General features: G+C 69.3%; 25 protein-coding genes. 17 read left to right on the top strand and 8 right to left on the bottom strand.

The window, feature by feature from the left end; genetic code table 11:
* Positions 1-183: 183 nt before the first annotated feature.
* Complete coding sequence (locus ACMGDH_RS04540) at positions 184-1,518, bottom strand: DNA-packaging protein (RefSeq protein ID WP_436826719.1); 1,335 nt, start codon at positions 1,516-1,518, stop codon at positions 184-186.
* Positions 1,505-2,020 carry a hypothetical protein gene (locus tag ACMGDH_RS04535; RefSeq protein WP_436826718.1) on the bottom strand — a complete coding sequence of 172 codons (516 nt, stop codon included), beginning with the start codon at positions 2,018-2,020 and terminating at the stop codon, positions 1,505-1,507. Before ACMGDH_RS04535 ends, ACMGDH_RS04540 begins: the two co-directional genes overlap by 14 nt.
* Positions 2,021-2,721: 701 nt before the next feature.
* On the opposite strand from ACMGDH_RS04535, the gene ACMGDH_RS04530 reads away from it, so the two are divergent.
* Positions 2,722-4,794 carry an ATP-binding protein gene (locus ACMGDH_RS04530; protein ID WP_436826717.1) on the top strand — a complete coding sequence of 691 codons (2,073 nt, stop codon included), beginning with the start codon at positions 2,722-2,724 and terminating at the stop codon, positions 4,792-4,794.
* A 131-nt stretch (positions 4,795-4,925) separates the two neighbouring features.
* Here the strand turns inward: ACMGDH_RS04530 and ACMGDH_RS04525 are convergent, their stop codons facing one another.
* The gene (locus ACMGDH_RS04525; protein ID WP_436826716.1) at positions 4,926-6,482 is read right to left on the bottom strand and encodes an arylsulfatase; all 1,557 of its coding nucleotides are present in this window, start codon (positions 6,480-6,482) and stop codon (positions 4,926-4,928) included.
* Positions 6,483-6,671: 189 nt separating this feature from the next.
* On the opposite strand from ACMGDH_RS04525, the gene ACMGDH_RS04520 reads away from it, so the two are divergent.
* Positions 6,672-7,277, top strand: a complete 606-nt coding sequence (locus ACMGDH_RS04520) for an HdeD family acid-resistance protein (RefSeq protein WP_436826715.1) — start codon at positions 6,672-6,674, stop codon at positions 7,275-7,277.
* 6 nt (positions 7,278-7,283) lie between these two features.
* Here ACMGDH_RS04520 and dapF read toward each other — a convergent pair whose 3' ends face one another.
* Positions 7,284-8,243 (bottom strand): diaminopimelate epimerase, encoded by a 960-nt coding sequence (dapF, locus tag ACMGDH_RS04515; RefSeq protein ID WP_436826714.1) that lies wholly within the window; start codon positions 8,241-8,243, stop codon positions 7,284-7,286.
* A gap of 227 nt (positions 8,244-8,470) precedes the next feature.
* Positions 8,471-9,145 carry a glutathione S-transferase family protein gene (locus ACMGDH_RS04510; RefSeq protein WP_436826713.1) on the bottom strand — a complete coding sequence of 225 codons (675 nt, stop codon included), beginning with the start codon at positions 9,143-9,145 and terminating at the stop codon, positions 8,471-8,473.
* 100 nt (positions 9,146-9,245) lie between these two features.
* Here ACMGDH_RS04510 and ACMGDH_RS04505 point away from each other — a divergent pair, with 100 nt between their 5' ends.
* The 6 genes from ACMGDH_RS04505 to ACMGDH_RS04480 all read left to right on the top strand — a co-directional run bounded on the left by ACMGDH_RS04505 (position 9,246) and on the right by ACMGDH_RS04480 (position 16,852).
* Positions 9,246-11,774, top strand: a complete 2,529-nt coding sequence (locus tag ACMGDH_RS04505; RefSeq protein ID WP_436826712.1) for a DUF2339 domain-containing protein — start codon at positions 9,246-9,248, stop codon at positions 11,772-11,774.
* 158 nt (positions 11,775-11,932) lie between these two features.
* On the top strand, positions 11,933-13,198 hold the full coding sequence (locus ACMGDH_RS04500) for a 3-methyl-2-oxobutanoate dehydrogenase (2-methylpropanoyl-transferring) subunit alpha (protein ID WP_436826711.1): 1,266 nt from the start codon (positions 11,933-11,935) through the stop codon (positions 13,196-13,198).
* 35 nt (positions 13,199-13,233) lie between these two features.
* Positions 13,234-14,238, top strand: a complete 1,005-nt coding sequence (locus ACMGDH_RS04495) for an alpha-ketoacid dehydrogenase subunit beta (protein WP_436827220.1) — start codon at positions 13,234-13,236, stop codon at positions 14,236-14,238.
* Positions 14,239-14,243: 5 nt separating this feature from the next.
* Positions 14,244-15,530: a dihydrolipoamide acetyltransferase family protein gene (locus ACMGDH_RS04490; protein ID WP_436826710.1), complete on the top strand. Its 1,287-nt coding sequence runs from the start codon at positions 14,244-14,246 to the stop codon at positions 15,528-15,530.
* Positions 15,531-15,544: 14 nt separating this feature from the next.
* A complete protein-coding gene (locus ACMGDH_RS04485; RefSeq protein WP_436826709.1) occupies positions 15,545-16,018 on the top strand; it encodes a GNAT family N-acetyltransferase in 474 nt (157 codons plus the stop codon).
* Between the two features lie 9 nt (positions 16,019-16,027).
* Positions 16,028-16,852, top strand: a complete 825-nt coding sequence (locus ACMGDH_RS04480) for a protein phosphatase 2C domain-containing protein (RefSeq protein WP_436826708.1) — start codon at positions 16,028-16,030, stop codon at positions 16,850-16,852.
* Positions 16,853-17,019: 167 nt separating this feature from the next.
* Here ACMGDH_RS04480 and ACMGDH_RS04475 read toward each other — a convergent pair whose 3' ends face one another.
* Complete coding sequence (locus tag ACMGDH_RS04475) at positions 17,020-17,544, bottom strand: biotin transporter BioY (protein ID WP_436826707.1); 525 nt, start codon at positions 17,542-17,544, stop codon at positions 17,020-17,022.
* 74 nt (positions 17,545-17,618) lie between these two features.
* Here ACMGDH_RS04475 and ACMGDH_RS04470 point away from each other — a divergent pair, with 74 nt between their 5' ends.
* From ACMGDH_RS04470 to ACMGDH_RS04430, 9 genes are all read left to right on the top strand, one after another.
* Entirely contained in the window at positions 17,619-17,927 is a 309-nt protein-coding gene (locus ACMGDH_RS04470) for a YciI-like protein (protein WP_436826706.1), read from the top strand.
* Between the two features lie 32 nt (positions 17,928-17,959).
* Positions 17,960-18,820, top strand: a complete 861-nt coding sequence (locus ACMGDH_RS04465) for an alpha/beta fold hydrolase (protein WP_436826705.1) — start codon at positions 17,960-17,962, stop codon at positions 18,818-18,820.
* 62 nt (positions 18,821-18,882) lie between these two features.
* Complete coding sequence (gene rarD, locus ACMGDH_RS04460; protein WP_436826704.1) at positions 18,883-19,785, top strand: EamA family transporter RarD; 903 nt, start codon at positions 18,883-18,885, stop codon at positions 19,783-19,785.
* Between the two features lie 412 nt (positions 19,786-20,197).
* Positions 20,198-20,530, top strand: coding sequence for an ArsR/SmtB family transcription factor (locus ACMGDH_RS04455; protein ID WP_436826703.1), 333 nt, complete (start codon positions 20,198-20,200; stop codon positions 20,528-20,530).
* A complete protein-coding gene (locus ACMGDH_RS04450; protein ID WP_436826702.1) occupies positions 20,527-20,898 on the top strand; it encodes a DUF1428 domain-containing protein in 372 nt (123 codons plus the stop codon). Before ACMGDH_RS04455 ends, ACMGDH_RS04450 begins: the two co-directional genes overlap by 4 nt.
* A gap of 5 nt (positions 20,899-20,903) precedes the next feature.
* Complete coding sequence (locus ACMGDH_RS04445; RefSeq protein ID WP_436826701.1) at positions 20,904-21,299, top strand: VOC family protein; 396 nt, start codon at positions 20,904-20,906, stop codon at positions 21,297-21,299.
* Positions 21,300-21,357: 58 nt separating this feature from the next.
* On the top strand, positions 21,358-21,897 hold the full coding sequence (locus ACMGDH_RS04440; RefSeq protein ID WP_436826700.1) for an SRPBCC family protein: 540 nt from the start codon (positions 21,358-21,360) through the stop codon (positions 21,895-21,897).
* Positions 21,898-21,916: 19 nt separating this feature from the next.
* A complete protein-coding gene (locus ACMGDH_RS04435; RefSeq protein ID WP_436826699.1) occupies positions 21,917-22,348 on the top strand; it encodes a protein tyrosine phosphatase family protein in 432 nt (143 codons plus the stop codon).
* Positions 22,349-22,350: 2 nt separating this feature from the next.
* Positions 22,351-22,863, top strand: coding sequence for a hypothetical protein (locus ACMGDH_RS04430; RefSeq protein WP_436826698.1), 513 nt, complete (start codon positions 22,351-22,353; stop codon positions 22,861-22,863).
* Positions 22,864-22,867: 4 nt separating this feature from the next.
* On the opposite strand, the gene ACMGDH_RS04425 is transcribed toward ACMGDH_RS04430, so the two are convergent.
* Both ACMGDH_RS04425 and ACMGDH_RS04420 read right to left on the bottom strand, forming a co-directional pair.
* Positions 22,868-23,794, bottom strand: coding sequence for a hypothetical protein (locus tag ACMGDH_RS04425; RefSeq protein ID WP_436826697.1), 927 nt, complete (start codon positions 23,792-23,794; stop codon positions 22,868-22,870).
* A 167-nt stretch (positions 23,795-23,961) separates the two neighbouring features.
* Positions 23,962-24,852 carry a hypothetical protein gene (locus ACMGDH_RS04420; protein WP_436826696.1) on the bottom strand — a complete coding sequence of 297 codons (891 nt, stop codon included), beginning with the start codon at positions 24,850-24,852 and terminating at the stop codon, positions 23,962-23,964.
* Positions 24,853-24,888 lie beyond the last annotated feature (36 nt).

Genomic DNA, 24,888 nt, shown 5'->3' with positions numbered 1-24,888 from the left:
TGAACTGTCCCTCTCCCGCCTTCGGGCCCCTCCCCCAATCCTCCCCCGCCAGGGGGAGGTGGCACGCGCAGCGTGACGGAGGGGGAGGATGCCAGAACGCTTGCGGCGTGCTTCCGCCCCCTCCGTCGCCTACGGCGACACCTCCCCCTGGCGGGGGAGGATTAGGAGATCCGCTCTCCCCCCTCACAACCCCCTTACCCCCGGCTCCGCCTTCCGCCCCAGCATCAGCTCGCTCAGCGCCCACACCAGCGCATCCGCCCGGTCCGGCGAGCGGCCGGGACCTTCATAGCCCCCCGCCGCCTGCAGCCCGCACAATTCGTCCTCCAGCTCGGGCCAGGCGCCGACGTGCGCCACCTTGCCGCGTTCGTAGAGCGCCGCCACCGGCTCGGCGCGTGCGCTCTTGCCGCGGCTGGCGCTCACCAGCCCGATCGGCATCGCCTGGTCGGCGGCGCGCAGCACGCTCTCCACCATGTCGCCGCCCTGGTTTTTCTCGGCGATCACCCGGTCGGCGCGGTGCCGCGCAGCGCATGCTGTCACGGCGCGCGCCCAGCCCTCGGGCGAGCGCCCCGCGACGCTGGCATCCTCCAGCACATAGCCGCGGCCGTCCGCGCCCAGTCCCACTGCCACGATCCCGCAGGCGTCGCCGCCCGCGCTCGCCGGCGGATCGACGCCTATCACCACGCGCCGCAGCGCCGGCGCCTTGCGCACCCGCCCCGCCTCGATGGTCGCGCGCTGCCACAGCGCGTCCTCCACCGTGTCGATCAGCTCGCCGTCGAGCTCCTGGCGCCCCTGCAGCGTCCCGCCATATTCGGCCAGCATCGCTTCGAGGAAGCTCGCCGGCAGGTGCGGATTGTCCGCGGTCCGCCCGCGCGTCAGCGCATTGCCCGCGCGTGCCAGCGCCTCCACCCGCCGCACCAGCCGGTTGGCCCGCGGCGTCGTCGTCACCAGCACGCGCGGATGCGCCCCCTTGCGCATTCCCATCATCAGATTGTCCCAGGCGCGTGCCGAGCAATGCGGGCGCCATTTGCCCAGCTCGTCGCACCAGGCGGCGTGATGCTCGGGCCCGCGCAGCGCCTCCGCCGCCTCGGCCGAATAGGCATATGCCACCGCGCCCGATGCGAAATGCACTTCGCCCTTGCTCGCCACCCAGCGCACCGTCTCGCCGGTCCGCGCGACTGCGATCAGCCCGCTCGGCCCCTCGATCATCACCCGCTGCACTTCGCCGATCGTCGCCCCCACCAGCGCGAAGCGGCCGTCGGGCGTGCGCCGCGCCATCTCGCTCAGCCATTCGGCGCCCGCGCGGGTCTTGCCGAAGCCGCGCCCCGCCATCACCATCCACACCATCGGATCGCCGCCGGGCTCGATCTGCCCGTCGTGCGCCCACATCGGCCAGCGCTCGAGCAGCTCGCGCGCCTGGGCAAAGCTCAGCTTGCGCACCACGCGCGGCAGCTCGGCCTCGGGCAGCATCGCCAGCCGATAGAGCAGATCGCGGTCCTCGCGCAGCTCATCCGCGTCCATTGCCGCGCTCCGCCTCGCGCCCGATCCGCCGCCGGACGCCTTCGATCGCCTTGAGCAGAGCCGCGTTGGTTTCCTCACGCGTGGCGTTGCGCCGCGCGCCTCCGGTGGGCTTGCCCTCGCGGCGCGCCTGATATTGGCGCAGCAGCGTGAGCGCGCGATCGAAGTCGAACGGCCGGGGATCGGCATCCGCCGCGCGTTCGCCCTCCGGCGGATCGAGCGGCTGCGCCGCGCCGCTGTGCTCGAGCAGCAGCCCCTCCAGCCGGTCGTATCCGGCCGCGATCGCCTCTTGCCAGCGCGCACGGAACGCCGAATCGCGCAACCGGTGCTGATATACGGTGACCGTGCTCACATCGGCATGCTCGGCGGACACGGCGACGTTGCAGGTGTGCGCCAGCGCGTCGAGGAAACGCTGCTGCTTGTTGGCCGTGAACCGGTTGGTCGTCGGCCTGCGCTTTTGAACCCGCCCTCCGCGCTGCACCAATTCCAGCTCCAGCTCGTCCATTTCTCCCTCCTTCCGGAAACCAAGGAACGCGCCCTGCAGCGATCCAATCCTCCCCCGCCAGGGGAGGTGCCATGCGAAGCATGACGGAGGGGGAGGCAAGCGACCAACCAACGGCGTGCTTCCGCCCCCTCCGACGCCTTCGGCGCCACCTCCCCCTGGCGGGGAGGATCGAACGGCGCCCAGGCGCCCGCCCCTGCAGTCGACACGATCACCAACGAAAAGGACCGGCGCATCCCGCGATGCCCGGCCCGCAAAGAGCTCCCCTTCAGGAGGGTGGGCGGATCGACATTCAGGCCGAAGCGCACCGTATCCGCTCATACCACCCGTCACCCCGGACTTGTTCCGGGGCCCACTCCGCCTCACCGGCTGCCATGGAGCCTTTTGTCCAGCCCTTGTCTCCCGGCGGACCCCGGAACAAGTCCGGGGTGACGGTGTGCTTTGGGAGGCTCAACCCCTCGCCCGGCGCTGTGAGAGGGGACTTCGACCCCCCGACTCGCAATTCCTCAGCGTGCCTACCTAGTGCCACATCAGCGTGACGATGTCAAGCATTTTTATCCTATTTGGTTCGTAATCGTCAAATTTGCGTGAATGCGCGGCTACGCAGAATCCGGATATTCCCTCCGTTCCGCCCTCCCCCTAAGCCTGCGCTCCCCGGCAGGTTCCGCTGCCCCGTTTCTGCAGCTGGAGCAGCAAGACCGTCGATGCGCCTTCGTGAACTTTCCATGGCGAGCCGGCCGCTGCTCCTCCTCCTCTGGTCCGGCACCTTCCTGCTGCTCGCGCTGCTGGGCACGGTGGTGGTGCTCGAGCTGGGTTCCGAGCGCGACCGGGCCGAGACTTCGGCGATCCGCGAGAACCAGAACCGCGCGATCGCGTTCGAGCAGTTCGTCACCCGCACCTTCGAAGCCGCCGAGCTCGCCGCGACGCACCTCGGCCCGCATTACATCGGCCACGTGCCGCCGGGCAGCGCGCCGCGAGCGATCACCGATCCAGTCGCGCGCAACCCTCTCTTTGCGGGCGTCGTGATCGCAGACGCCGCGGGCAACATCGGCTGGACTACCTTCGGCCCCGCCGCCAGGCGCAACGTCGCCGATGGCGCCGCCTTCCGCGCGCTGCAGGGCGGCACCTCCCGCTATGCGATGGTCGTCGGCGATCCGCTGCACTCGCCTACGCTCGGCCGCGCGGTCATCCCGCTGACGCATGCGATCCGCGATCACGACGGCAGCTTCGGCGGGATCGTCACCATCCTGATCCCGGTGCAGGCGCTGACCGGGTTCAACCAGGGCGCGGATCTGCGCGCGCTCGATCTCATCTCGGTGCTCCGGCTCGACGGGATGACGCTCGCGCGCCGCACCGGCGGGCGCGTCACCTGGGGCGAGGACCTTGCCGGCCGGCTGGTGATGCAGCGCCAGCTCGCCGATCCCAACGCCTCCTATCTCGGCCCCAATTCGGTCGACGGCACGATGCGCTATTTCAGCCAGCGGCGGATCCCGCGCTACGGCATCTTCGCCACCGCCGGAGTCGGTCAGGCGGACGTGCTGCGCCCGGTGGAGCGCCGTGCGCGCATCTATTGGGGTGCTTTCGCGCTCCTAGCGCTCGCCGTGGTCGCCTTTTCGGGGGCGCTCAGCTGGGCGCTGCGTCGCCGCGATCGCGCGGTGGCGGCGATGGCCCAGTCCAACGCGCGGCTGCACGAGGCACAGCGGCTCGGGCGGATCGGCGACTGGACGTTCGAGATCGAGTCGGACCGGCTGATCTGGTCGGAGCATCTGTGCGAGATGTTCGGGCGCGATCCCGCCGACAATGTCCTCAGCCGCGACGAAGCGCTCGCCTATCTCGATCCCACCGGCCGCGCCGAGCTGCTCGCGATGATCGATGCCGTGTGCGAAACGCGCGAGGCGCGCGAATGCGAAGTCACCGTTCGCGAGAGCGGGTGCGAGGGAATCGGGTGCGAGGGCGGTGGGCGCGAGAGCTGCCACCGCATCCGCGTGATGCCGCTCCGCGCCGCCGGCGGCCCCGCCCCCGGCCTGTTCGCGACCGTGCAGGACATCACTGCCGAGAAGCGCCACGAGCGGCTGCGCGACGAAGTCGCCCAGATCGCCCGGGTCGAAGCGATGAACATGGTCGGCGCCACTGCGGTGCACGAGCTGTCGCAGCCGCTCACCGCCGCCTCCAACTATGTCGCCGCCGCGCACGCGCTCGCCGTCCGTCAGGCGCCGGGCGATGCCGTGCTGGTGGTCGGGCGGCTCGAGGAGGCGGGCCGGCACATCGGCTTCACTCGCAACATCGTCCAGCGCGTGCGCGACATGGTTTCGGATCGCACCGACATGGTTCCCGGCGCGAGCGTCCGCGACATCGTCCAGGATGCGATCGCGCTGGTCTGGCTCGCGGCGCCGGGGTGGAAGGGCGAGATCGCGCAGCGGCTGGGCGTCGTCGAATCGCGCGTCGCGGCAGACCAGATCCAGGTCCAGCAGGTGCTGCTCAATCTGCTGCGCAACGCCTGCCAGGCCGCCGCGCACACCGGCGCGCCGCAGATCGTCCTGTCGAGCGCGCTCCACTGCGGGGAGAGCATCCTGTTCGCCGTCGAGGACAACGGCCCGGGCATCGCGCCCGAGCTGGGGGACATCTTCTCCCCCTTCGCCTCGTCGAAGCGCGACGGATTGGGCCTCGGGCTGGCCGTGTCGCGCGCGATCGTCCAGTCCTACGGCGGCCGCATGTGGGTCGATCACGCCCACGCCCCCGGCGCGCGCATCTGCTTCACGCTGCCGCTGGAGAAATAAACCAATCCTCCCCCGCCAGGGGGAGGTGGCACGCGAAGCGTGACGGAGGGGGAGGAAGCACGCTGTGATGGCGCGGCCCGCCCCGAATCGAAACCGGCACGGAGCGGGGCGCTCCGTGCCGGCCCGGCTGGTTACTGCGAGCCTGCGTTCGCGTTGGCGAGCTTGTTCATCGCCGCCTCGAGCGCGACATGCACGCTCAGCGTGTCCGCGGCCTGGCGCGGCGGGTACTTCTTCAGGCTCTCGAGATGCTCCTTGATGATCGGCGCACCGGCGGTCGGCGCCCACATCTTGGCGGCGAAGAACTTGCGCCCGGCATAGCCCCATTCATGGCTTTCCGGATCGATCTTCTCCATCGGATCCATCAGCAGATTGAAGAGATAGGGGACGCTGGGATAGGATTTCTCATTCCACCAGCTCCCTTCCTTTTTAATCCCGATGTGCATCTTCCAAGTACCCACGCGCACCGCCATGAGATCTGTTTCGTCATAATAGAAATAGTGCTTGCGCGCGGACTGGTCGGTCTTGCCCGTCCAGACTTCCATCTGGTTGTAGCCGTCGAGGTGCACTTTATAGGTAGCGCCGTTCATCTTGTGGCCGTCGAGCAGCTTTTCCTTGATGTCCGGCACGCCCGCTGCCGCTGCCAGCGTCACGAACAGGTCTTCGTGGCTTTGCAGTGCGTTGGAGGAACTGCCGGCAGGGATCTTGCCCGGCCATTTGATCAGGCACGGAACGCGCACGCCGCCTTCCCAGGTGGTGCCCTTCTCGCCGCGGAACGGCGCATAGCCGCCGTCCGGCCAGAGCATCAGCTCGTTGCCGTTGTCGGTCGAGTAGATGACGATCGTGTCCTCCTCGACACCCATCTCCTTGAGCTTGGCGAGCAATTGCCCGACGTGCTCGTCATGCTCGAGCATCTTGGCGCGGACGACGTCTTCCTCGGCGCGACCCTCGGCCACGGCCGCTTTGACGTACTTCTCTTGCGGGTGGGAATAGATGTGGATCGCAGTGGTGTTGAACCAGCAGAACCAGGGCTTGTCGTCCTTGCCGACGCGGTCCATCCAGTCGAGCGTCTTTTCGAGTACTTCCCCGTCGAACGTCTCCATCCGCTTGCGGGTGAGCATGCCGGTATTCTCGATCTTCTGCTTGCCCCGCTTGCCGAAAACACCGTCCTCGGTGGAATCGTCCTCGTCGGTCGCCCAGGCGTGGAACGTCCCGCGCGGGCCATAGGTCTTGGTGTATTCGGGGTTCTTCTGCCCCGGATAGTCGAGCTCTTCGGGCTGCTCTTCCGCATTGAGGTGGTAAAGGTTCCCGAACCATTCGTCGAAGCCGTGAACGGTCGGGAAGAACTCGTTGCGGTCGCCCAGGTGGTTCTTGCCGAACTGTGCAGTGGCGTAGCCTTCGTTCTTCAGCACCTCGGCGAGCGTCGGATCCTCCTTCTGGATGCCGAGCTTCGAGCCGGGCTGCCCGATCGTGGTCATGCCGGTGCGGATGGGCAGCTGCCCCATGATGAAGGCGGCGCGGCCGGCGGTGCAGCTCGGCTGGCCATAGTGATCGGTGAAGATGCAGCCATCCTTGGCGATGCTGTCGATGTTGGGCGTGCGGCCCATCATGCCGTGCGTATAGGCACCGACATTCCACATTCCGATATCGTCACCCCATATGACGAGAATGTTTGGCTTTCCGTTGGGCATGTTGGACTCCTGATTCTCGATGCGCGCGGGTCGGGCCGCTGCGCAGGTTCAAGCACCGGGGGCTTTTCGAAGGTATCGGGAGAATCCACCGCACGCGGGGGGATACACCCTTAGATGCTGCGGCGAGCGGTTCCCGTTGCGCGAGAAGGCGCCGCCCGGTAGTTTCATACCCGCAGGGAGAATGCGGCAATGACACCGGCTGACGCTTCTTTCGATGACCGTCGCGGCGCGCACACGCTCGGCCGCAACTGGGGATGGTTCGTGCTGCGCGGCGTGCTCGCGCTCCTGCTCGCGGTGATCGCCTTCGTCTTCCCGCTCGGCACGCTGTTCGGCTTCACGCTCCTGTTCGCCGCCTGGGCAGGCGCGGACGGGATTCTGTCGATCGTCGCCGGCGTGCGCGGCGCCAGCCACGGTCAGGAACGCTGGTGGCTGCTGGTGCTGCGCGGCGCGCTCGGCGTCGCCTTCGCGGTGCTGTTCGCCCTCATGCCCGGAATCGCCACCCTCAGCTACGCGCTGCTCACCCTCACCGCAGTCATCATCTGGGCGATCGCCGTCGGCGTGCTCGAGATCGCGACGGCGATCCGGCTGCGCAAGGAGATCCGCGGCGAGTGGCTGATGGCGCTCTCCGGATTGCTCTCGATCCTGCTCGGCGTCGGCCTATGGGTGCTGTTGCTGGTCAGCCCGGTGACGAGCATCCTTTCGGTCGCCTGGGCGATAGGTGTCTGGGCGCTGATCGCGGGAATCGCCCTGATCGCGCTGGGTTTGCGGCTCCGGCGGCACGCCGCACGCGCCTGAGCGCCTTCAGGCGGCCTCAGGTTCGGCGAGCGCAGCCACCACGGCGTCCCACGCCCGCACCTCGTCCTCGCGCCGGGCATGGACCACCGGCACGCCTGCGGTCGCGGTCGCCGGGTCGACTTCCACCGCAGCGTCATAGAGGAAGGTCGCGTTGCCGCTGATCGTCACGACGCGGTCCCCGCCCGCGCGCGCGCGCACCAGCCCGCCCTTGTTGAACACGCGCACGTCCGCGCCGAACGGCACCCGCCCGGTCAGCGCCGCGGCGAGCACCGATGCCGCCATCGCGCTCCCGCAGCTGTCGGTCAGCCCCACGCCGCGCTCATAGGTGCGCACGTACAGCGCGTCCGGCCCGCGCGGCTCGACGAAGGAGACGTTGGCGCGCCCGGGGATCAGCGGCGGCGCCGATTCGCACCAGCTGCCCAGCGCCACCAGCGCGGCCTCGTCGATCCGCTCCTCGAAGGCGATCAAATGCGGGTTGGGCATCGCGATCGCCGTGAAGCGCCGCTCGCTGGGCAGCTCGGGAATCCGCGCGTCGATGAATTGCTCCGCTTCGGTCCGCAGCCCCACGTCCGCCGCATCGATCGAAGCCGGCCCCACGGTCGTGCGGATCGTCACCACCCCCGGCGCCACTGCCTGCTCGCGCGCGACTTCGGCGGTGCTGGTCTTGAGCTTCACGCGCGCCGCATCGATCCCAAGCGCCTCGAACCCCGCGCGCGCGACGCAGCGCAGCCCGTTGAGGCAGGTCTCGGCCTCCGATCCGTCCGAATTGAACATCCGCATCCCGAACGCGCACTCGGCATCGCCTTCGGTCAGCAGCAGCAGGCCATCGCCCCCCACCGGTCCCTCGCGGTCCGCAAGCGCACGCGCCACGCCCGCCCATTCGGCGTCGCTCAAGCTGAGCCCGCGTGCGTCGATCAGCGGGAAGTCGTTCCCGGAGCCATGGCATTTGACGAAGGCGAATTGCATGGCCGTGCATCTAGGGCCCACACACGGCACCCGCAACGGCCGAGGAGATCAGCGGAGTCCGCTGATCCAATCCTCCCCCGCCAGGGGGAGGTGGCGCCGAAGGCGACGGAGGGGGCGGAGGCACGGCGCCAAGTTCTGGCATCCTCCCCCTCCGTCAGGCTGCGCCTGACACCTCCCCCTTGCGGGGGAGGATGGGCGGCGGGCTCGCCCGCCCCCGGCAACGCCTCTCAGGCAGCCGCCGGAGTCGCGCGCACTGCGCCGCCCATCGCCGCCACCACTGCCTGGTCCCTTGCGACGATCGCCGCGAAGCTCGGGCGCGCCAGGATCGTCTCCAGCCAGGCGGCGGTGCGCGGATAGCGGTCGGCCGGCGCCTTGACTCCGATGCAGCCCAGCGTGGCGAAGGGGCTCGCCACCGCGATGTCGGCCAGCGTCAGCCGGTCCTCGACCAGATAACCGCTCTCCGGGATTACCTTCTCCAGATAGTCGAGCAGCGGCGGCAGCAGGTCGCGCTCGGCGGCGTCCGCGGCGGCATGGTCGCATTCCTGCTTGAGCACGCGCGGCCGCACGAAGCGCTGGCCGAAGATCGCGCCGCCCGCGGCCATGATCAGCGTGTCCGCCACTTCGTCGAACCAGATGGTCTGCGCCCGCGCGCGCGGCTCGGCGGGGATCAGGTTGGGCTCGGGATATTTGGCTTCGAGATAGGTGACGATCGCGCTCGAATCGGCGATCCGGAAGTCGCCGTCCTGGAAGCCCGGCATCTTGCCGAAGGGGCTCGCCGCGGCGAACTCGGGCCCGCCATGCCCCATTCCCGCTGGCCGAAGCTCCAGCTCCACGCCCTTTTCCGCCCCGAAAACCATCACTTTGCGGACATAGGGGGACAGGGTCGAACCAAATACGATCATCGGACATTCCTCTCCATCATGAAGCGAACGTCCCCGCCTGGCTCAACCAGACCGCACGTCCGCCGCGACAGCGCGAACCCGATGTGCCAAGGGTGAGCGAGTGACTGGATTCGTCCTTCTGCTCGCACTTGGCGGCGCCGCGGCCCTGTTTCTGATATGGCGGCGTCTCGCCTTTGTGGAACAGGAGCTTCGTCGCGTCGAGTCCGAGTTTGCCCGGCTCGAATCCCGGATTGGACAGGCCGCCCCGCCCGAGCGCCCAGCCGAGCCGCGGCCGGCAGCGGCGGCTCTGGTCGAAAGGGCGCGCACCCTCGCCGCCGAGCCTCGCGAACCGGCGCAGACAGCCGCCGAACCGCCACCTGCGCCGCCGCGCGAACCCGCTCCCGAACCCGCGCCCGATGCGCCCGGCCTCAGCCTCGAAACCCTGATCGGCAGCCGCCTTCCGATCTGGATCGGCGGCGCCGCGCTCGTCCTCGCCGGCTTCTTCCTCGTCCGCTATTCGATCGAAAGCGGGCTGCTCGGCCCCGCGACGCGCACCGTCCTCGCCGCGCTGTTCGGCCTGGCGCTGATCGCCGCGAGCGAAGCCGCGCGCCGCTTTCCCGCGACCGCGGACGATCCGCGCGTCGCCCAGGCGCTGTCGGGCGCCGGCATCGCCAGCCTCTACGGCACGCTCTACATGGCGGCGGCGCTCTATCATCTGATCAGCCCGCTCACGGCCTTCGTGCTGGTGGTGATCGTCACCGGGATCGCCATGGCGCTCGCACTTCGCCACGGCCCGCCCACTGCGGTGATGGCGCTCGTCGGCGGTTTCGCCGCTCCGCTCGTAGCCGGCTTCGACGCTGCCGGGATCGGCCCGCTGCTCGTCTATCTCGCCATCTTCATCGCCGCGCTGTTCGGGCTCGCGATCCGCCGCGGCTGGGGCTGGCTCGCGCTCGCCGCCGCCGTCGCGGGCTTCGCCTGGATCAACTTCCTGATCGCCGCGCTGGCAGGCCGCGAGCAGGATCTGTCCGCGGTCGGCGCCTTCACCATGCTCCTCGCCGCGGGTGCCAGCGCGGCGCTCCCCGCCGCCGGTGCGCGCAATCCCTGGCTCCGGCTCGCCCCGCTCGTCGCCGGCTTCGTCCAGCTCGTGGCGCTCGCGCCCGCGCTCGATTTCGGCCCGCTCGCCTGGAGCTTCTATCTGGTGCTCGCCGCCGCCGCGCTGTTCCTGTCGTGGCGCGATTCGCTTTACCTGCCCGCCGCCCTCGCCGCGCTGGCCTTCCTGCTCGTGCTCCAGGGGCTTGCGCTGCTCCAGCCCGAGCGGAGCGCGACGCCGGTCGCCGCGGTGCTCGCGACTCTGCTCTTCGCGATCCCCGGCCATCTGCTGGCGACCCGAGCGACGCGCTGGGCGCTGATCGCACTCGGCGGCAGCGCCGGCCCGCTGTTCGTCGCACATCTCTGCGCGCCTTCGCTGCTCCCCGACTTGGGCTGGGGCCTGCTCGAGCTGCTCGCCGCGGCCGCCTGCGCCCGGGTCGCCTGGCTCCTCCGCAGTCCCGAGAATTCGATCGCGCTCACCACCGCCACGCTCGCCACGGCGCTGCTCGCTGCGCTGGGCCTCGCGCAACTCGTCCCCGACAGCTGGCTGGCGCTCCCGCTCACGCTGGTGCTGCTCGGCCTCGCCGCCTGGGCGCGCACCGCTCGGGCACCGCAGCTCTACGAGCTCCCCGTGCTGCCCTTCCTCGCCGCGCTGCTCGCCGCGGCGCTGCCGATCATCGCGCTGCTCGAGCTCGTCTTCGCCTCGGCGACCGGCGATCGCCTGCCCTATCTGCGCCTGCCGGAGCTCGGCGACCTGCTGCCCGCGCTCGTGCTCCCCGTCGCGGCACTGCTCGTGCTGCTCCTCGATTCGCGCCAGCTCGGCCGCGCGCGCCGCGCCGCCGGCACCGCTGCGATCACGCTCGGCATCCTGCTGCTCTACGCACTCGCCAAGCAGCTCCTCGCGATCGGCACGCTGCCGCGCTTCGCCGCGCTGGGCTTCGTCGAACGCGCGCTGCTGACCCAGGCCTGCCTCGCCGCCGGATGGCTGCTGCTGCGCCGCGGCCGTTTCCTGAGCCTCGCCGGCGCGCTGCTCACGCTCGGCCTGTGCCGGCTCGTCTGGTTCGATCTGGTGGTGCTCAACCCGGTGATCGAGCCGCAGGCAGTCGGCGGCATCCCCCTGCTCAACGCCGCCGTGTTCCATCTCGGCCTCGCCGCCTTCTGGCTCTGGACCGTCGCGCCCACGCGCACCACCCGCGCGGGCGCCGCCGTGCTCACCATCGTCACGCTGCTCGCCGCGGTCCGCCAGGCGACCCACGGCAGCCTGCTCACCGGGCCGATCGGCACGCTGGAGAACACCGGCTATTCGGCCGTGCTGCTCGGGCTCGCGCTGTTCTGGCTGTGGCGCGGGATCACCGCGGGCGCGCGCGACCTGCGCCTCTACGGCCTCGCGCTGCTCACGCTCGTCACCTTCAAGGTCTTCCTGATCGACGCCGCCGCGCTCGAAGGCGTGCTGCGCATCCTCTCCTTCCTCGCGCTCGGCATCGCGCTGATCGGGATCAGCTGGGCGTACAATCGGTTCTTGGGAAGCGGCGCAGCGGAGCCGATGGCGGCGAACGAATAATCCTCCCCCGCCAGGGGGAGGATAAAAGGCCACGCCCTCCAAAATCAAAGGTCAGCGCTACTGACCTACTCGACACGGCCTTTGAAATTTTATAACAAGGTTCGGAAATCGATTCCGTGCGTTCTCCGGGGCGACACGGGCTGCAATCCGGAGAGACCATGGACGCCCCGCGCGCCAATCTGCCCCCACTTTCGCTCCATGTGCCGGAGCCCCGATTCCGCCCCGGCGACGAGGCGGACTTCAGCGACGTCGAGGTTCCGCCCGCGGGCTCGGCGCGCCGCCCCGACACTGCCGATGCCGCCGCCAGCTTCCACGAGCTCGCCTATACGCTGGTCCGCGTGCTCGACGAGCAGGGACAGGCGGTCGGCCCCTGGAACCCCCGGCTCGACGCCGATGCGCTGCGGCGGATGCTGCGCAGCATGGCGCTCACCCGCGCCTTCGACGAGCGCATGTTCCGCGCTCAGCGCCAGGGCAAGACCAGCTTCTACATGAAGTCCACCGGCGAGGAGGCCGTCTCGGTCGCCGCCGCGATGGCGCTCGCTGCCGACGATATGTGCTTCCCCTCCTATCGCCAGCAGGGGATCCTGATCACCCGCGGCTATCCGCTGGTTCAGATGATGAACCAGATCTATTCGAATAGGGGAGATCCGCTCCAGGGACGCCAGCTCCCGATCATGTATTCGGCCAAGGATCACGGCTTCTTCTCGATCTCGGGCAATCTCGCGACCCAATATCCCCAGGCGGTCGGCTGGGCGATGGCGAGCGCGGCCAAGGGCGACACGCGGATCGCCGCCACCTGGTGCGGCGAGGGCTCGACTGCCGAGGGCGACTTCCACTCGGCCATGACCTTCGCGACGGTCTACAAGGCGCCGGTCATCCTCAACGTCGTCAACAACCAATGGGCGATCAGCTCCTTCTCGGGCTTCGCGGGTGCCGAGGCGACGACCTTCGCAGCGCGCGCGATCGGCTATGGCATCGCGGGCCTCCGCGTCGACGGCAACGATGCGCTCGCGGTCTATGCCGCGACGCAATGGGCCGCGGAGCGCGCACGCACCAACCAGGGCCCGACGCTGATCGAGCATTTCACTTATCGCGCCGAGGGTCACTCCACGTCCGATGATCCTACTGCCTATCGCTCGGCCGGTGAGCCGACCGCCTGGCCGCTCGGCGACCCGATCCGCCGCCTCAAGGACCATCTCATTGGCTTGGGCGAATGGGACGAGGAGCGTCACGCCGCGATGGACCTCGAGCTCGCCGAGGAAGTGAAGCGCGCGCAGAAGGAAGCCGAGAAGAACGGTATCCTCGGCCACGGCATGCACCAGCCCTTCGAATCGATGTTCGAGGGCGTGTTCGAGGAAATCCCCTGGCACCTCAAGGAACAGCAGCAGCAGATGCTCGACGAGCGCAAGGCGGCGGGCCTGTGAGCGAGAGCGTCGAAGAACAGGGTGCCACCACCCGCATGAACATGATCCAGGCGATCAACTCCGCCATGGACGTGATGATGGCGCGCGACCCGAACGTCGTCGTGATGGGCGAGGACGTCGGCTATTTCGGCGGCGTGTTCCGCGCCACCGCGGGGCTCCAGGCGAAGTATGGCAAGACCCGCGCCTTCGACACGCCGATCACCGAGATCGGCATCGTCGGCGTCGCGATCGGCATGGGGGCCTATGGCCTGCGCCCCGTCCCCGAGATCCAGTTCGCCGACTATATCTACCCCGCGCTCGACCAGCTCGTGTCCGAGGCCGCGCGACTGCGCTATCGCTCGGCGGCGGACTTCATCGCGCCGATCACCGTCCGCTCGCCCTATGGCGGCGGCATCTTCGGCGGGCAGACGCACTCGCAGTCGCCCGAGGGCATCTTCACCCATGTCTCGGGCATCAAGACGGTGATTCCCTCGACACCCTATGACGCCAAAGGCCTGCTGATCGCCGCGATCGAGGACAACGACCCCGTCCTCTTCCTCGAGCCCAAGCGCATCTACAACGGCCCCTTCCACGGCCATTATGACCGACCGGCCAAGACCTGGGCGGGCCATCCCGGCGGCGAGGTGCCCGAGGATTATTACCGCGTCGAGCTCGGCAAGGCTGCGGTGGTCCGTCCCGGCGAGGCCGTGACGATCCTCTGCTACGGCACGATGGTACATGTCGTCGCGACCACGGTGGAGGAAATGGGCGTGGATGCCGAGATCATCGACCTGCGCACGCTCGTGCCGCTCGACATCAGGACGATCGAGGAATCGGTGAAGAAGACCGGCCGCTGCATGATCGTCCACGAGGCGACCCGCACCTCGGGCTTCGGCGCCGAGCTTTCGGCGCTCGTCCAAGAGCGCTGCTTCTACCATCTCGAAGCCCCGATCGAGCGCGTCACCGGCTTCGACACGCCTTATCCCCACAGCCTCGAATGGGCCTATTTCCCCGGCCCGGTCCGCATCGGCGAGGCGCTCAAGAAACTCCTCAAGGACTGATCCGAATGGCCCGCTTCACTTTCCGCCTCCCCGACATCGGCGAAGGCATCGCCGAGGCCGAGATCGTCGCCTGGCACGTCAAGGTCGGCGACCGCGTGTCGGAGGACCAGCAGGTCGCCGACATGATGACCGACAAAGCCACCGTCGAAATGGAATCCCCGGTCTCGGGCACCGTGATCGAGCTCGCCGGCGAAGTGGGCGAGCAGGTCGCGATCGGCTCGGCGCTGATGGTGATCGAAGTCGAGGGGGAGGCGGCAGAAACTCCCGTCGAGGAGCAGGTCGAAGCGGAGAATCCAGGCATCGAGGAAGTGGCAGAGCAAAAGCCCTCTCCCCTCCGGGGAGAGGGCTGGGAGAGGGGCAGTGAGGAACAGCCTGCGCTCCCGGCTCAGGCCCCTCTCCCCAGCCCTCTCCCCGATGGGGAGAGGGAGAATAGGCACATCCTCGCCTCCCCCGCAGTCCGCGGCCGCGCGAAGGATCTCGGCATCGACTTGGCCAGCGTAAAGTCCGACGGCCACCACATCCGCCACGCCGATCTCGACGCATACCTCCGCTACGGCAGCGCGCAGGGCTACCAGCCCCCGCACGCATCCCGCGCCCGCGACGACGAGCCCGTCAAGGTCATCGGCATGCGCCGCCGCATCGCCGAGAACATGGCCGCCTCGAAGCGCGCGATCCCGCACTTCACCTACGTAGAGGAGATCGACGTCACTGCGCTCGAAGCGATGCGTGGCGACTTGAACGCCAATCGCGGCAACCGCCCCAAGCTGACGATGCTCCCCTTCCTGATCGTCGCGATCTGCCGCACGATCCCCGATTTCCCGATGATCAACGCCCGCTACGACGACGAGGCCGGGGTGGTCACCCGCCACGGCCGCGTCCATCTCGGCATGGCGACGCAGACCGACGCCGGGCTGATGGTCCCGGTGATCCGCGACGCGCAGGACAAGAACGTCTGGCAGCTCGCCGCCGAGATCACGCGCCTCGCCGAAGCCGCGCGCACCGGCAAGGCGAAGTCCGAGGAACTGAGCGGCTCGACCCTCACCGTCACGTCGCTCGGTCCGCTCGGCGGCATCGCCACCACCCCGGTCATCAACCGGCCCGAAGTCGCGATCATCGGCCCCAACAAGATCGTCGAGCGCCCGATCTTCCAAGGCGACGACATCGTCCGCGCCAAATGCATGAACCTCTCGATCAGCTGCGACCACCGCGTCGTCGACGGCTGGGACGCGGCGAGCTACGTCCAGGCGCTCAAGAAGCTGCTCGAAACCCCCGTGCTGCTGTTCGCCGACTGATGCGCTGGCGGGCGATGCGCGCGGCCGACCTCGACGGAGTCGTCGCGGTCGCGCGCGTAGCCTTCCCCGATCACCCCGAGCGCCGCGCCTGCTTCGCCGAACGGCTCGCGCTCGCGCCCGACACCTGCTTCGTGCTGGCGGACACCGAACACGTCGCCGGCTATCTCATCGCCTATCCCTGGCCGATCGAGGCGATCCCGCCGCTCGACACGCTGCTCGGCGGCCTGCCCGAGCGCCGCGACGCCTGGTATCTCCACGATCTCGCGCTGCTCCCCGAAGCCCGCGGCGGCGGCCACGCCCGGGCCGGGCTGGCGCTGCTGTTCACCAGCGTCGACGCGCCGATCGCGCTCGTCTCGGTCAACGCATCCGCCGCCTTCTGGCAGGCGCAGGGCTTCGTAGCGCGCGACAGCCCGGCGCTACGCGCCAAGCTCGCCAGCTACGGCCCGCAGGCACGATACATGGTGCGGACTGTCACGAAACCGGTCTAGACGGGCGCCATGCATTTCGATCTGGTCCAGTCGCTCAGCCTCGCCGGCAACCCCGCAATCCCCAACGACGACCGCGCAGGCAGCCGCGACCGGCTCGCCTGGGTGATCGACGGCGCCACCGACCTCAACCCGCCCGGGCTGGTCGGCCCGCGCGGCGGCGCCGCCTGGCTCGCCGACGAGGCCGACGCTGCGCTCACCCACGCCGCCGACGCACCCGCCGACTCGCTCCTTCCCGCGCTCGCCGTCCGCATGGCCGAGCGCTTCGAAGCGGCGCGCACGCGCGACCCGATCGGCCGCTGGGAGCTGCCGATCGCCGCGATCCTGATCGCTTGCCTGGCGGACGACGCGCTCGAATGCGGCTGGCTCGGCGACTGCGCCGGGCTGCTCCGCCGCACCACCGGCGAAGTGGTCCGCCTCGGCCGCCCGCCGGTCGAGCGCGATCGCGAGACCGAGCTGGCGAAGAGCCTCGCCCAGCACGGCCTCGGCAGCATCAAGGGTCGCGACGATCCGGTCATCGACACCCTCCGCGCCTCGCGCGAGCGCCCCGGCCTGGTCGTGCTCGGCGTCGAAGGCTCGACCGAGGGCGCCGAATATCAGCGCATCCCCTGCGCCCCCGGCGACGAGCTGCTGCTGATGACCGACGGCTTCGCCGCGCTGATCGACAGCTACGATGCTTTCGATGCAGAGGCGCTGATGGCCGCGCTCCCCGGCGAGGGCCTCGCCGGCCTCGCCACGCGCCTCCGCGCGATCGAAGCCGAGGACGCCGCCTGCACGCGCTACGTGCGCTTCAAGACCTCCGACGACGCGACGGCGCTCTGGCTGCGGGTGGGGTAAGCTCGCCCAGGGCCTATCTCACCAAGACGGAAACTCCCGTTCGCCCCGAGCCTGTCGAAGGGCGCTTCCCAATCGCCTTCACTCGTGGATGGTTGCCCTTCGACAAGCTCAGGGCGAACGGGGATGGCTCGGCCTCCAGCCCCTCCCTTGCAGGGAAGGGAGAGTAGTTACCGCGGCGTCCGAAATCCGTTCGCCGCCAGCCAGCGCATCGCCAGCCCGCCCAGCACGGTCTTGATCGCCGCGCCGATCAGGAACGGCTGCACGCCGCTGGCCCAGGCGCGCGCCACGCCCGAATGCCACGCCATCCACCCCGCGCCGCCCCCCAGGCACACCGCATTGCCGATCGCCATCGCCGCGATCGCCAGCGGCCAGCTGCGCGCCCAGCCCGTCATCAGCGCACCGGTCGCCGCCGCCGCGAACGGAAAGGCATAGAGATAACCCGCGCTCGGCCCCCAGAATTTCGCCAGCCCCGCGCTGCCGCCCGCCAGCACCGGCAGCCCGGCGGCGCCGCACGCCAGCCAGATCGCCACGGCAATGGCGCCATGCCGCCAGCCGAGCAGCGCGCCCGCCATCGTCACGGCGAAGCTCTGCAGCGTGATCGGCACCGGCGTCATCGGGATCGTCACCCGCGCGGCGAGAGCGAGGAGAACCACCGCCGCGGCGGTGGTCAGCAGCCAGGTGAGAATGCGCATCGTCCGCCTCCTAGAGTCCCCGCCGGACAAGGCAATGGCTTGGCGCACCAACGCCGAAAGCCTAGCCTCGCGCCATGCCGCACTTCCTCCTCACCTATGATCTGGCGCCCGACTATCTCGAACGCCGCCCCGCCTTCCGCGACGCGCATCTCGCGCTTGCCTGGGCCGCTGCGGACCGCGGCGAGCTGCTCCTCGGCGGCGCCGCGGGCGACCCGGTCGACAGCGCCGTGCTGCTGTTCGAAGCTCCCGACGCCACCGCCGCCGAAGCCTTCGCCCGCGCCGATCCCTATGTGCTGAACGGCCTCGTCACGCACTGGCAGGTCCGGCCCTGGGCCACCGTGGTCGGCGCACGGGCCGCCGCACCGGTCCGCCCCGCCGGCTGAACTGCGCCCGCCGCGCGGCGTTGGAGTGAGCGATGGCCCAGGTCCACCACCGCCGCATCGACGTCGACGGAGTCGATATTTTCTACCGCGAAGCCGGCCCGCCGGACGCGCCCGTCCTGCTGCTGCCGCACGGCTATCCCTGCTCCTCGTTCGCCTACCGCAACCTGCTGCCGTTGCTCGCCGATCGCTGGCGGCTGCTCGCCCCCGATTTCCCCGGCAGCGGCCACAGCGCCACCGGCGAAGGCTTCGCGCATGATTTCGACGGCTATGCCCGCTTCCTCGCAGCCTTCGCGGCGCAGGCCGGGGCCGATCGCTACGCCCTCTACCTCCACGATTTCGGCTCGCAGATCGGCTTCCGCCTCGCGATCGCCGATCCCGCGCGCGTCACGGCGCTGATCATCCAGAACGGCGACATCTACGAAGACACGCTCGGTCCCGAATACGCGGGGCTCCAGGCCTATTGGGACGATCCGACGCCCCAAGCGAAGGCGAAGCTGGGCGAGGCGATCACCGAGGAGGGCTTCCGCAAGGAATTCCTCAACGGCGCGGACCGGGTCGCCGATCGATTGCCGCCGGACCTCTGGAAGCTCCACTGGGCGCTCACCGACGAGAAGCGCCGCGCCCTTTATCTCGAAGCCATCGCCGGCCTGCGCGAGAACCGCGACTGGTTCCCGCGCTACCAGGCCTATCTGCGCACGCATCGGCCCCCGGCGCTGATCCTCTGGGGCCCGCGCGACGGCTATATGCCCGCCGAAGCCGCGCGCGCCTATCTGCGCGACTTGCCCCACGCCGAGCTGCATCTGTTCGACGATGCCGGCCATTGGCTGCTCGAAACGCATCTCGACCGCGCGACGCTGCTGATCCGCGACTTTCTCACCCGCACGCTCGGCTGAGCTTTGTGCCGCGATAGCCGCGCTTGCTTGCGCTGGGCGCCCGCAACGGCAATGGCAGGTCGGTGACCAGCAGCTCCACTCCCGATCGGGCCGGCCTCATCTTCGGCGCCGGCTGCTACGCGCTCTGGGGCGTCCTCCCGCTCTACATCCATCTGCTTCAGGACGTGCCTGCGCTCCAGGTGCTCGCGCACCGCGTGCTCTGGTCGCTGCTGCTGCTGGTCGTCGTGATCGTGCTGCTCCGCCGCGCGCGCCCGATCCTTGCCGCGGCGCGCGGGCGCACGTTGCTCTATCTCGTCGCCAGCGCCGCGCTGATCGCGATCAACTGGCTCGTCTACATCTGGGCGGTCCAGCACCATCATGTGCTGGAGGCGAGCCTCGGCTATTTCATCAATCCGCTGGTCAACGTCGCGCTGGGCGTGGCGGTGCTCGGCGAGCGGCTGCGACGGCTCCAGGGTATCGCGATTGCGGTCGCCGCAGTCGGCGTCGCGATCCTCGCGATCAGCGGCGGCGGGGCGCTGTGGATCAGCCTCGCGCTCGCCGCCAGCTTCGGACTCTATGGGCTGGTGCGCAAGGTCGCCGCGATCGACGCGCTCGGCGGGCTCACCGTCGAGACGTTGCTGCTCGCGCCCGCCAGCCTCGTGCTGCTCTTCCATGCCGGCCAAGTCGGCGAAGGCGCGTTCGGCCAGTCGGCCAGGCTCGATTGGCTGCTGGTCCTCGCCGGCCCGGTCACTGCCGCGCCGCTCCTCCTGTTCGCCGCCGCCGCGCGCCGGCTGCCGCTCGCGACGCTCGGGCTGCTCCAATATATCGCGCCGTCGTTCCAGTTCGCCGAGGCCGTGCTGTTCTTCGGCGAACCCGTCCGGCTGGTCCACATCGTCACCTTCGCGCTGATCTGGACCGGCTGCGCCCTCTACGCGCTCGACGGCCTGCGCGCCGCCCGCGCAAAGCCGAAACCCGAACCGGCCTGACCCAACTATAATCCTCCCCCGCCAGGGGGAGGTGGCGCCGAAGGCGACGGAGGGGGAGGAAGCACGCCGATAGTTGGACGCATACCTCCCCCTCCGTCATGCTGCGCATGCCACCTCCCCCTGGCGGGGGAGGATTGAAGATGCCCTTAGATCCCCCACGAACCCGCTTCCAAAATAGGATTTCGCTTGCTCTGCTCGGGCCATGCCCGACTCGAAGCGCCCCCGCCCGGCCACCGTCACGCCCGCCGCCCTCGCCGAAGCCGAGCGCGCGCGAGATGCTTACTTCGCGAACAAAGCTGCGAATCGAGTCAAGCAAGTCAACCAGCCTCCAGCACCGGAACCTCAGAAAACCGCCAAAAATTATTCAACCGATCGGTTGACTATCGATTCAAGCAAGCCGATATTAAACCATATGGTTGAATATCGGCTCGACGCCACGTTCCACGCGCTTGCGGACCCCACCCGGCGCGGCATGCTCGCCAGCCTCGCGAGCGGCGAGAAGTCGGTGGGCGAGCTCGCCGAGCCCTTCTCGATCAGCTTCGCGGGCGCCGCCAAGCATGTGAAGGTGCTCGAGGGCGCTGGGCTGGTCGCGCGCCGCAAGGTCGGCCGCACCCAGATCTGCAGCCTCAACGCCGAGCCGCTCGCCCAGGCCGAGCAATGGCTGCGCCAGTGGGAGCGATTCTGGAACGTCCGCCTCGACGCGCTCGAAGCGCTGATCCGCGCGGACAAGGAGAGGAAGAGATGAGCTATATCGACGGCTATGTGCTGGCGGTGCCCAGCGCCAATCGCGAGCGTTTCCGCGCCATGGCCGCGCGCGTCGCCGAGGTCTTCGTCGCGCACGGCGCGTTGCGCGTGATGGAGAACTGGGGCGACGACGTGCCCGACGGCGAGCTGACCGATCTCAAGCGCGCAGTCCAGGCCAAGCCCGATGAGACGGTGGTCTTCTCCTGGGTCGAATGGCCCTCGAAGGAGGCGCGCGACAAGGGCAATGAAGCGGTGGCCGCCGATCCCCGGATGGCCGAGCCCCACCCCGACGAAACCGACATCATGGACCCCAAGCGCATGATCTACGGCGGCTTCACGCCGGTCGTCGATGTGCGCGGCAAGGAGTAGAGCCGATGACCAGCATGAAGCCCTTCCTGATGTTCCAGGGCGCCAAGGCAGAGGAGGCGCTGCGCTTCTACGTCGAGACCGTGCCCGACAGCCGCATCGACAATCTCGAGCTGTTCGGCCCCGAAGGCCCGGGTCCCGAAGGCACGGTGCTGCGCGCCTATGTGACGATCGCCGGCCAGCAGGTGATGGCGCACGACAGCTTCATCAAGCACGGCTTCGATTTCACCCCGTCCTTCTCCTTCTTCATCGACTGCGCCGACGAAGCCGAGTTCGACCGGCTGTTCGCAGCGCTCTCCGACAGCGGCGCGGTGCTGATGCCGCCCGACAACTACGGCTGGAGCCGCAAGTTCGCCTGGGCGAGCGATCGGTTCGGCGTGTCATGGCAGCTCAATCTCGAATGAGCGCGCCAGCCGGACGATGATCCTCGAAACCCTCACGCGAACCATGGAGAGAGAGACGATGGCTGATTTCGAACGCCTGGCCGCGGACACGCTCCGGATCGAACGGCTGCTCGACGCGCCTGTCGAGACGGTGTGGCGCTATTTGACCGATTCCGATCTGCGCAGGACCTGGTTCGCCGCGGGGCCGATCGAGCCCCGCGTCGGCGGCAAGGTCGAGCTCATGTTCGACCACGACAATCTCTCGGACGAGGATGTTCCCTATCCCGAGCCCTATGCGCAGTGGAAAGGCGCGACGAGCGAGGAACGGGTGGTCGAGATCGATCCGCCGAACCTGCTCGCCTTCACCTGGGACGGCGGCAACGAAGGCGTCGCGCGCTTCGAGCTGTTCGCGGAAGGAGAGCGCACCCGGCTCGTCCTCACCCACAGCGGCATCACCGGCCCCGCGCCGATGGCCAATTTCGGCGGCGGCTGGACCTCGCACCTCGATGTGCTCCAGGCGCGTCTGGCGGGCGGCGGCGTCCCGAACTTCTGGGCGCTCCACGCGCGTTCGGAGGCAGCGGTCAAGGCAGCGCTCGAACGTCTCCCCAACACCGGCTGAGGCGTGTAAGCAGGACGGCATGACCATTCGCAAGATCGACGACGCCATCAGCGTCGCCCCGCAGATCGCCCCCGAAGACATCCCCGGCCTCGCCGCCGCGGGCTTCAAGGCGATCGTCAACAACCGCCCCGACGGCGAAGATTTTTCGCAACCCGAGGGCGAGGATATCCGCCGCGCTGCCCAGGAGGCCGGGCTCGGCTATGCCGCGATCCCGGTGACGCACGCCGGCTTCTCCGCCGCCCAGGTCGAGGCGATGGTAGAGGCGCTCGACGCCGCGGGCGGGCCAGTGCTCGCCTATTGCCGCTCGGGCACGCGGTCGTGCAACCTCTGGGCGCTCGCCGAGGCGAGCCGCGGCGGCGATCCTGCCGAGCTCACCGCCAAGGCGGCGGGCGCAGGCTATGACATTTCGGGCATCCGCCCGCTGCTCGACCAGCTCGCCTCACGGCGATGAGCGTGGCGGGTGCCCGTCTCGCGGCCCTGCTGGCGCTCGCCACGCTGGCCGGATGCGCTGCCGGAGGGCCACCGCCAGGTCCTGCTCCTGCCGCCCCGGCGGAGCGGATCGAGATGGAAACCCGCTCCTGGGGCAAGCTGGTGTCGCGCTGGTCGGTCGGCGCCGACGGCAAGGGCAGCCAGACGACGCCCGAGCCGAACATATTCGATGCCCGCACGCTGGCCACCCGGCGCTTCGACGCCGGGCCCGTGGGTTTCTCCGAGCTGCAAGCCGAGCTCGCCGAGGCCGAACGCCACGCCGGACAGCAGCTCCCCTGCACCAACCGCATCACCGACCAGCATTATGGCGAAGTCCGCTGGCTGCGCGGCGCGACGCCGGCCAAGCTCAACTTCGATACAGGGTGCCGCGACACCTCCACCCAGGCAGTCGTGACCGTCCTCAGGGCAGCCGACGCCCGCGTCACCGGCTGGGCCAAGGCAGCACCGGTCGCCGAACGCCAGCCGGTCCAGGAATAGGGGGCTAGACCAGCTGCAGCCCGGCCCGCTTGATCGCCCCGATGTAGCCGCGCATCCCCTCCAGCCCCTTGGAGCTCAGCGCGATATAGGCGCGGCGGCGGTCGGCGGGGTCGGGCTGGCGCTCGAACAGCCCGGCGTCGTGGAGCGTGCCGATCCAGCGCAGCGCGGTGGTCGGCGGCACCGCAGCGGCGATGCACAGGCTCGATACCGAAACCCGCCGCCGCTCGAGGTCGGCGGCGAACAGGTCGAGCAGCATGTCCCAGGCGGGGTCGGCGAACAGCGCCCCATCGAAGAACTGCGCGCGCATCCGCCGGGCACGCAGCACCGCCCGCAGCTCGGCGCTCGTCACCCGCACCTCGTCCTCGTCCGGGCCGCGGAAATCGAGCCCCGGCGATCGCACCGGTCCGCTGGCGCGCGGCAACATTTCCTCGCCCCGCGTCATCCGCGCAATCGTATCGGCGATCCGCGCCACTTCCTCGTGAAGCCGCTCGAGCCGCGCCCGTTCGGCATCGCGCGACACGTCGTTGAGCCGCCCCGCCACCAATCCGGCAAACCCCAGCGCCAGCGCCCGCTCCCCCACATCCGGATCGCACAAGATCTGCCGGTTGCTCCCGAACAGCGTCGCCGCCGCGAGATCGATCTGGTCCTGATCCACGATGGCCACCACGCCGATCCGCGGATCGGCCGCCAGCGCATCCAGGCGCGTCAGCAGCGGTTCGAGCCGATCGGCGGCGATGCGCTCCGCTTCGATCACCACGATGTCGAGTGCGATCTGGCCAAGCGCTTCGGCTGCATGCGCGAAATCCACGCTCGCGGTGACCCGCAGCCCAGCCCGCTCCGCAGCGCGCTCGGTCTTGTGCGCACGCTCCGGATCGTCGGCGATCACCAGAAGATTGGGGGCCATCGAATAGTCTTCGCCCCACGCGTTCATGCCCTGCTCCGCCATTCCAGCCCCCTTGCAGTTCATCTTCTGTTCCAGAGTGCCGCATCACTCCGAAACGGTTGAGTCGAGCTTCCTCCATTCCGGAGGTTTCGGATCGGATGGGGCGGCCGGGCGGTTGGCAAATGCTCCATTCCGGAGCCTTCGCCCCGCGCGCCTCAATAATGTCCCTCTTCTTCAATCACCTGCGGCTCGTCCTCGGCCTCAGCCAGATCGCGCGCGGCAGTCGCCAATGCGCCTGACCAGAGCGCGAGCAGCAGCGTGTTGACCGCCACGCTCGCCGCCAACCCCAGCAGTGCGCCCGGCGCCAGCGCGGCCAGGCCGCGTATGTCGAACGGCTGCATCGTGCTCCACGATCGCATGCCGCCGCTCGCCATCTGCTGCACGTGCACCCCCGCGACCGGCAGCATCACCAGCATCACCAGCGCGAAGGAGATAAGCGCGAGCAGGATGTAGGTGCCGAGCAGCGACCAGAAATGGCCGCGCGTCGCCTCCCAGCTGTCGTCGATGGTGATCCGGCGTCGAAGCAGCACCAGCGGATAGACCAGCGAGAGGCGCACGAAGACGAATATGAGGGCGCCCAGCCCGGCGAGCACGAGCAGCGATGCCAGTGTCTGCGCGGCCGTCTGGCTGCCGGTGACGAACCCGATGAGGGCGACGAGAAAAGCGAAGCCCGCCGCGCCGACGATGCCCACGACGATGGTGATTACATAGAGCAGCAGCGTCAGCCCGATCATCCGCGCCTCGTCACGCCCCAGGCGCAGAAAGGCGAACCCGCCCGCCTGCGGCCTGAGTACCGCGCGAAAGGCGGCGGCGGAAAGCACGGTCGAGATGACGAGTGACAGCAAGCCGAGCAATGTCCCCAGCGCGCCGCGGCCGAGAAGGCTGGCGGCGCTCGCCTCGTCGGAAGCCGGCACGCCGAGCCGCCACTGTACCCAGCCGATCGCGACGCCGCTGACCGCCGAGATCGCGCCCCATACGAGCACGGGCCCGGGATGGCGGCGGATCAGCCCGAATCCACCGCCGATGATTGCGCCTATATTCGCCATTGCCGCCCCCTGTACTGTGGCGCGCGACGAAGCTTC

This window comes from Sphingomonas radicis (assembly GCF_051400635.1).
GTDB lineage: Bacteria > Pseudomonadota > Alphaproteobacteria > Sphingomonadales > Sphingomonadaceae > Sphingomonas.
This window is presented reverse-complemented; position numbering and strand designations above follow the sequence as displayed.

What these genes read in the sequence shown, in the direction of transcription:
- ACMGDH_RS04420 (WP_436826696.1), bottom strand. Translation starts at nt 24,852, where the DNA reads ATGGCGAATATAGGCGCAATCATCGGCGGTGGATTCGGGCTGATCCGC.
- ACMGDH_RS04475 (WP_436826707.1), bottom strand. Translation starts at nt 17,544, where the DNA reads ATGCGCATTCTCACCTGGCTGCTGACCACCGCCGCGGCGGTGGTTCTC.
- ACMGDH_RS04520 (WP_436826715.1), top strand. Translation starts at nt 6,672, where the DNA reads ATGACACCGGCTGACGCTTCTTTCGATGACCGTCGCGGCGCGCACACG.
- dapF (WP_436826714.1), bottom strand. Translation starts at nt 8,243, where the DNA reads ATGCAATTCGCCTTCGTCAAATGCCATGGCTCCGGGAACGACTTCCCG.
- ACMGDH_RS04510 (WP_436826713.1), bottom strand. Translation starts at nt 9,145, where the DNA reads ATGATCGTATTTGGTTCGACCCTGTCCCCCTATGTCCGCAAAGTGATG.
- ACMGDH_RS04480 (WP_436826708.1), top strand. Translation starts at nt 16,028, where the DNA reads ATGCATTTCGATCTGGTCCAGTCGCTCAGCCTCGCCGGCAACCCCGCA.
- ACMGDH_RS04445 (WP_436826701.1), top strand. Translation starts at nt 20,904, where the DNA reads ATGACCAGCATGAAGCCCTTCCTGATGTTCCAGGGCGCCAAGGCAGAG.
- ACMGDH_RS04500 (WP_436826711.1), top strand. Translation starts at nt 11,933, where the DNA reads ATGGACGCCCCGCGCGCCAATCTGCCCCCACTTTCGCTCCATGTGCCG.
- ACMGDH_RS04425 (WP_436826697.1), bottom strand. Translation starts at nt 23,794, where the DNA reads ATGAACGCGTGGGGCGAAGACTATTCGATGGCCCCCAATCTTCTGGTG.
- ACMGDH_RS04465 (WP_436826705.1), top strand. Translation starts at nt 17,960, where the DNA reads ATGGCCCAGGTCCACCACCGCCGCATCGACGTCGACGGAGTCGATATT.
- ACMGDH_RS04440 (WP_436826700.1), top strand. Translation starts at nt 21,358, where the DNA reads ATGGCTGATTTCGAACGCCTGGCCGCGGACACGCTCCGGATCGAACGG.
- ACMGDH_RS04470 (WP_436826706.1), top strand. Translation starts at nt 17,619, where the DNA reads ATGCCGCACTTCCTCCTCACCTATGATCTGGCGCCCGACTATCTCGAA.
- ACMGDH_RS04455 (WP_436826703.1), top strand. Translation starts at nt 20,198, where the DNA reads ATGGTTGAATATCGGCTCGACGCCACGTTCCACGCGCTTGCGGACCCC.
- ACMGDH_RS04435 (WP_436826699.1), top strand. Translation starts at nt 21,917, where the DNA reads ATGACCATTCGCAAGATCGACGACGCCATCAGCGTCGCCCCGCAGATC.
- ACMGDH_RS04495 (WP_436827220.1), top strand. Translation starts at nt 13,234, where the DNA reads ATGAACATGATCCAGGCGATCAACTCCGCCATGGACGTGATGATGGCG.
- ACMGDH_RS04540 (WP_436826719.1), bottom strand. Translation starts at nt 1,518, where the DNA reads ATGGACGCGGATGAGCTGCGCGAGGACCGCGATCTGCTCTATCGGCTG.
- ACMGDH_RS04535 (WP_436826718.1), bottom strand. Translation starts at nt 2,020, where the DNA reads ATGGACGAGCTGGAGCTGGAATTGGTGCAGCGCGGAGGGCGGGTTCAA.
- ACMGDH_RS04525 (WP_436826716.1), bottom strand. Translation starts at nt 6,482, where the DNA reads ATGCCCAACGGAAAGCCAAACATTCTCGTCATATGGGGTGACGATATC.
- ACMGDH_RS04530 (WP_436826717.1), top strand. Translation starts at nt 2,722, where the DNA reads ATGCGCCTTCGTGAACTTTCCATGGCGAGCCGGCCGCTGCTCCTCCTC.
- ACMGDH_RS04490 (WP_436826710.1), top strand. Translation starts at nt 14,244, where the DNA reads ATGGCCCGCTTCACTTTCCGCCTCCCCGACATCGGCGAAGGCATCGCC.
- ACMGDH_RS04450 (WP_436826702.1), top strand. Translation starts at nt 20,527, where the DNA reads ATGAGCTATATCGACGGCTATGTGCTGGCGGTGCCCAGCGCCAATCGC.
- ACMGDH_RS04485 (WP_436826709.1), top strand. Translation starts at nt 15,545, where the DNA reads ATGCGCGCGGCCGACCTCGACGGAGTCGTCGCGGTCGCGCGCGTAGCC.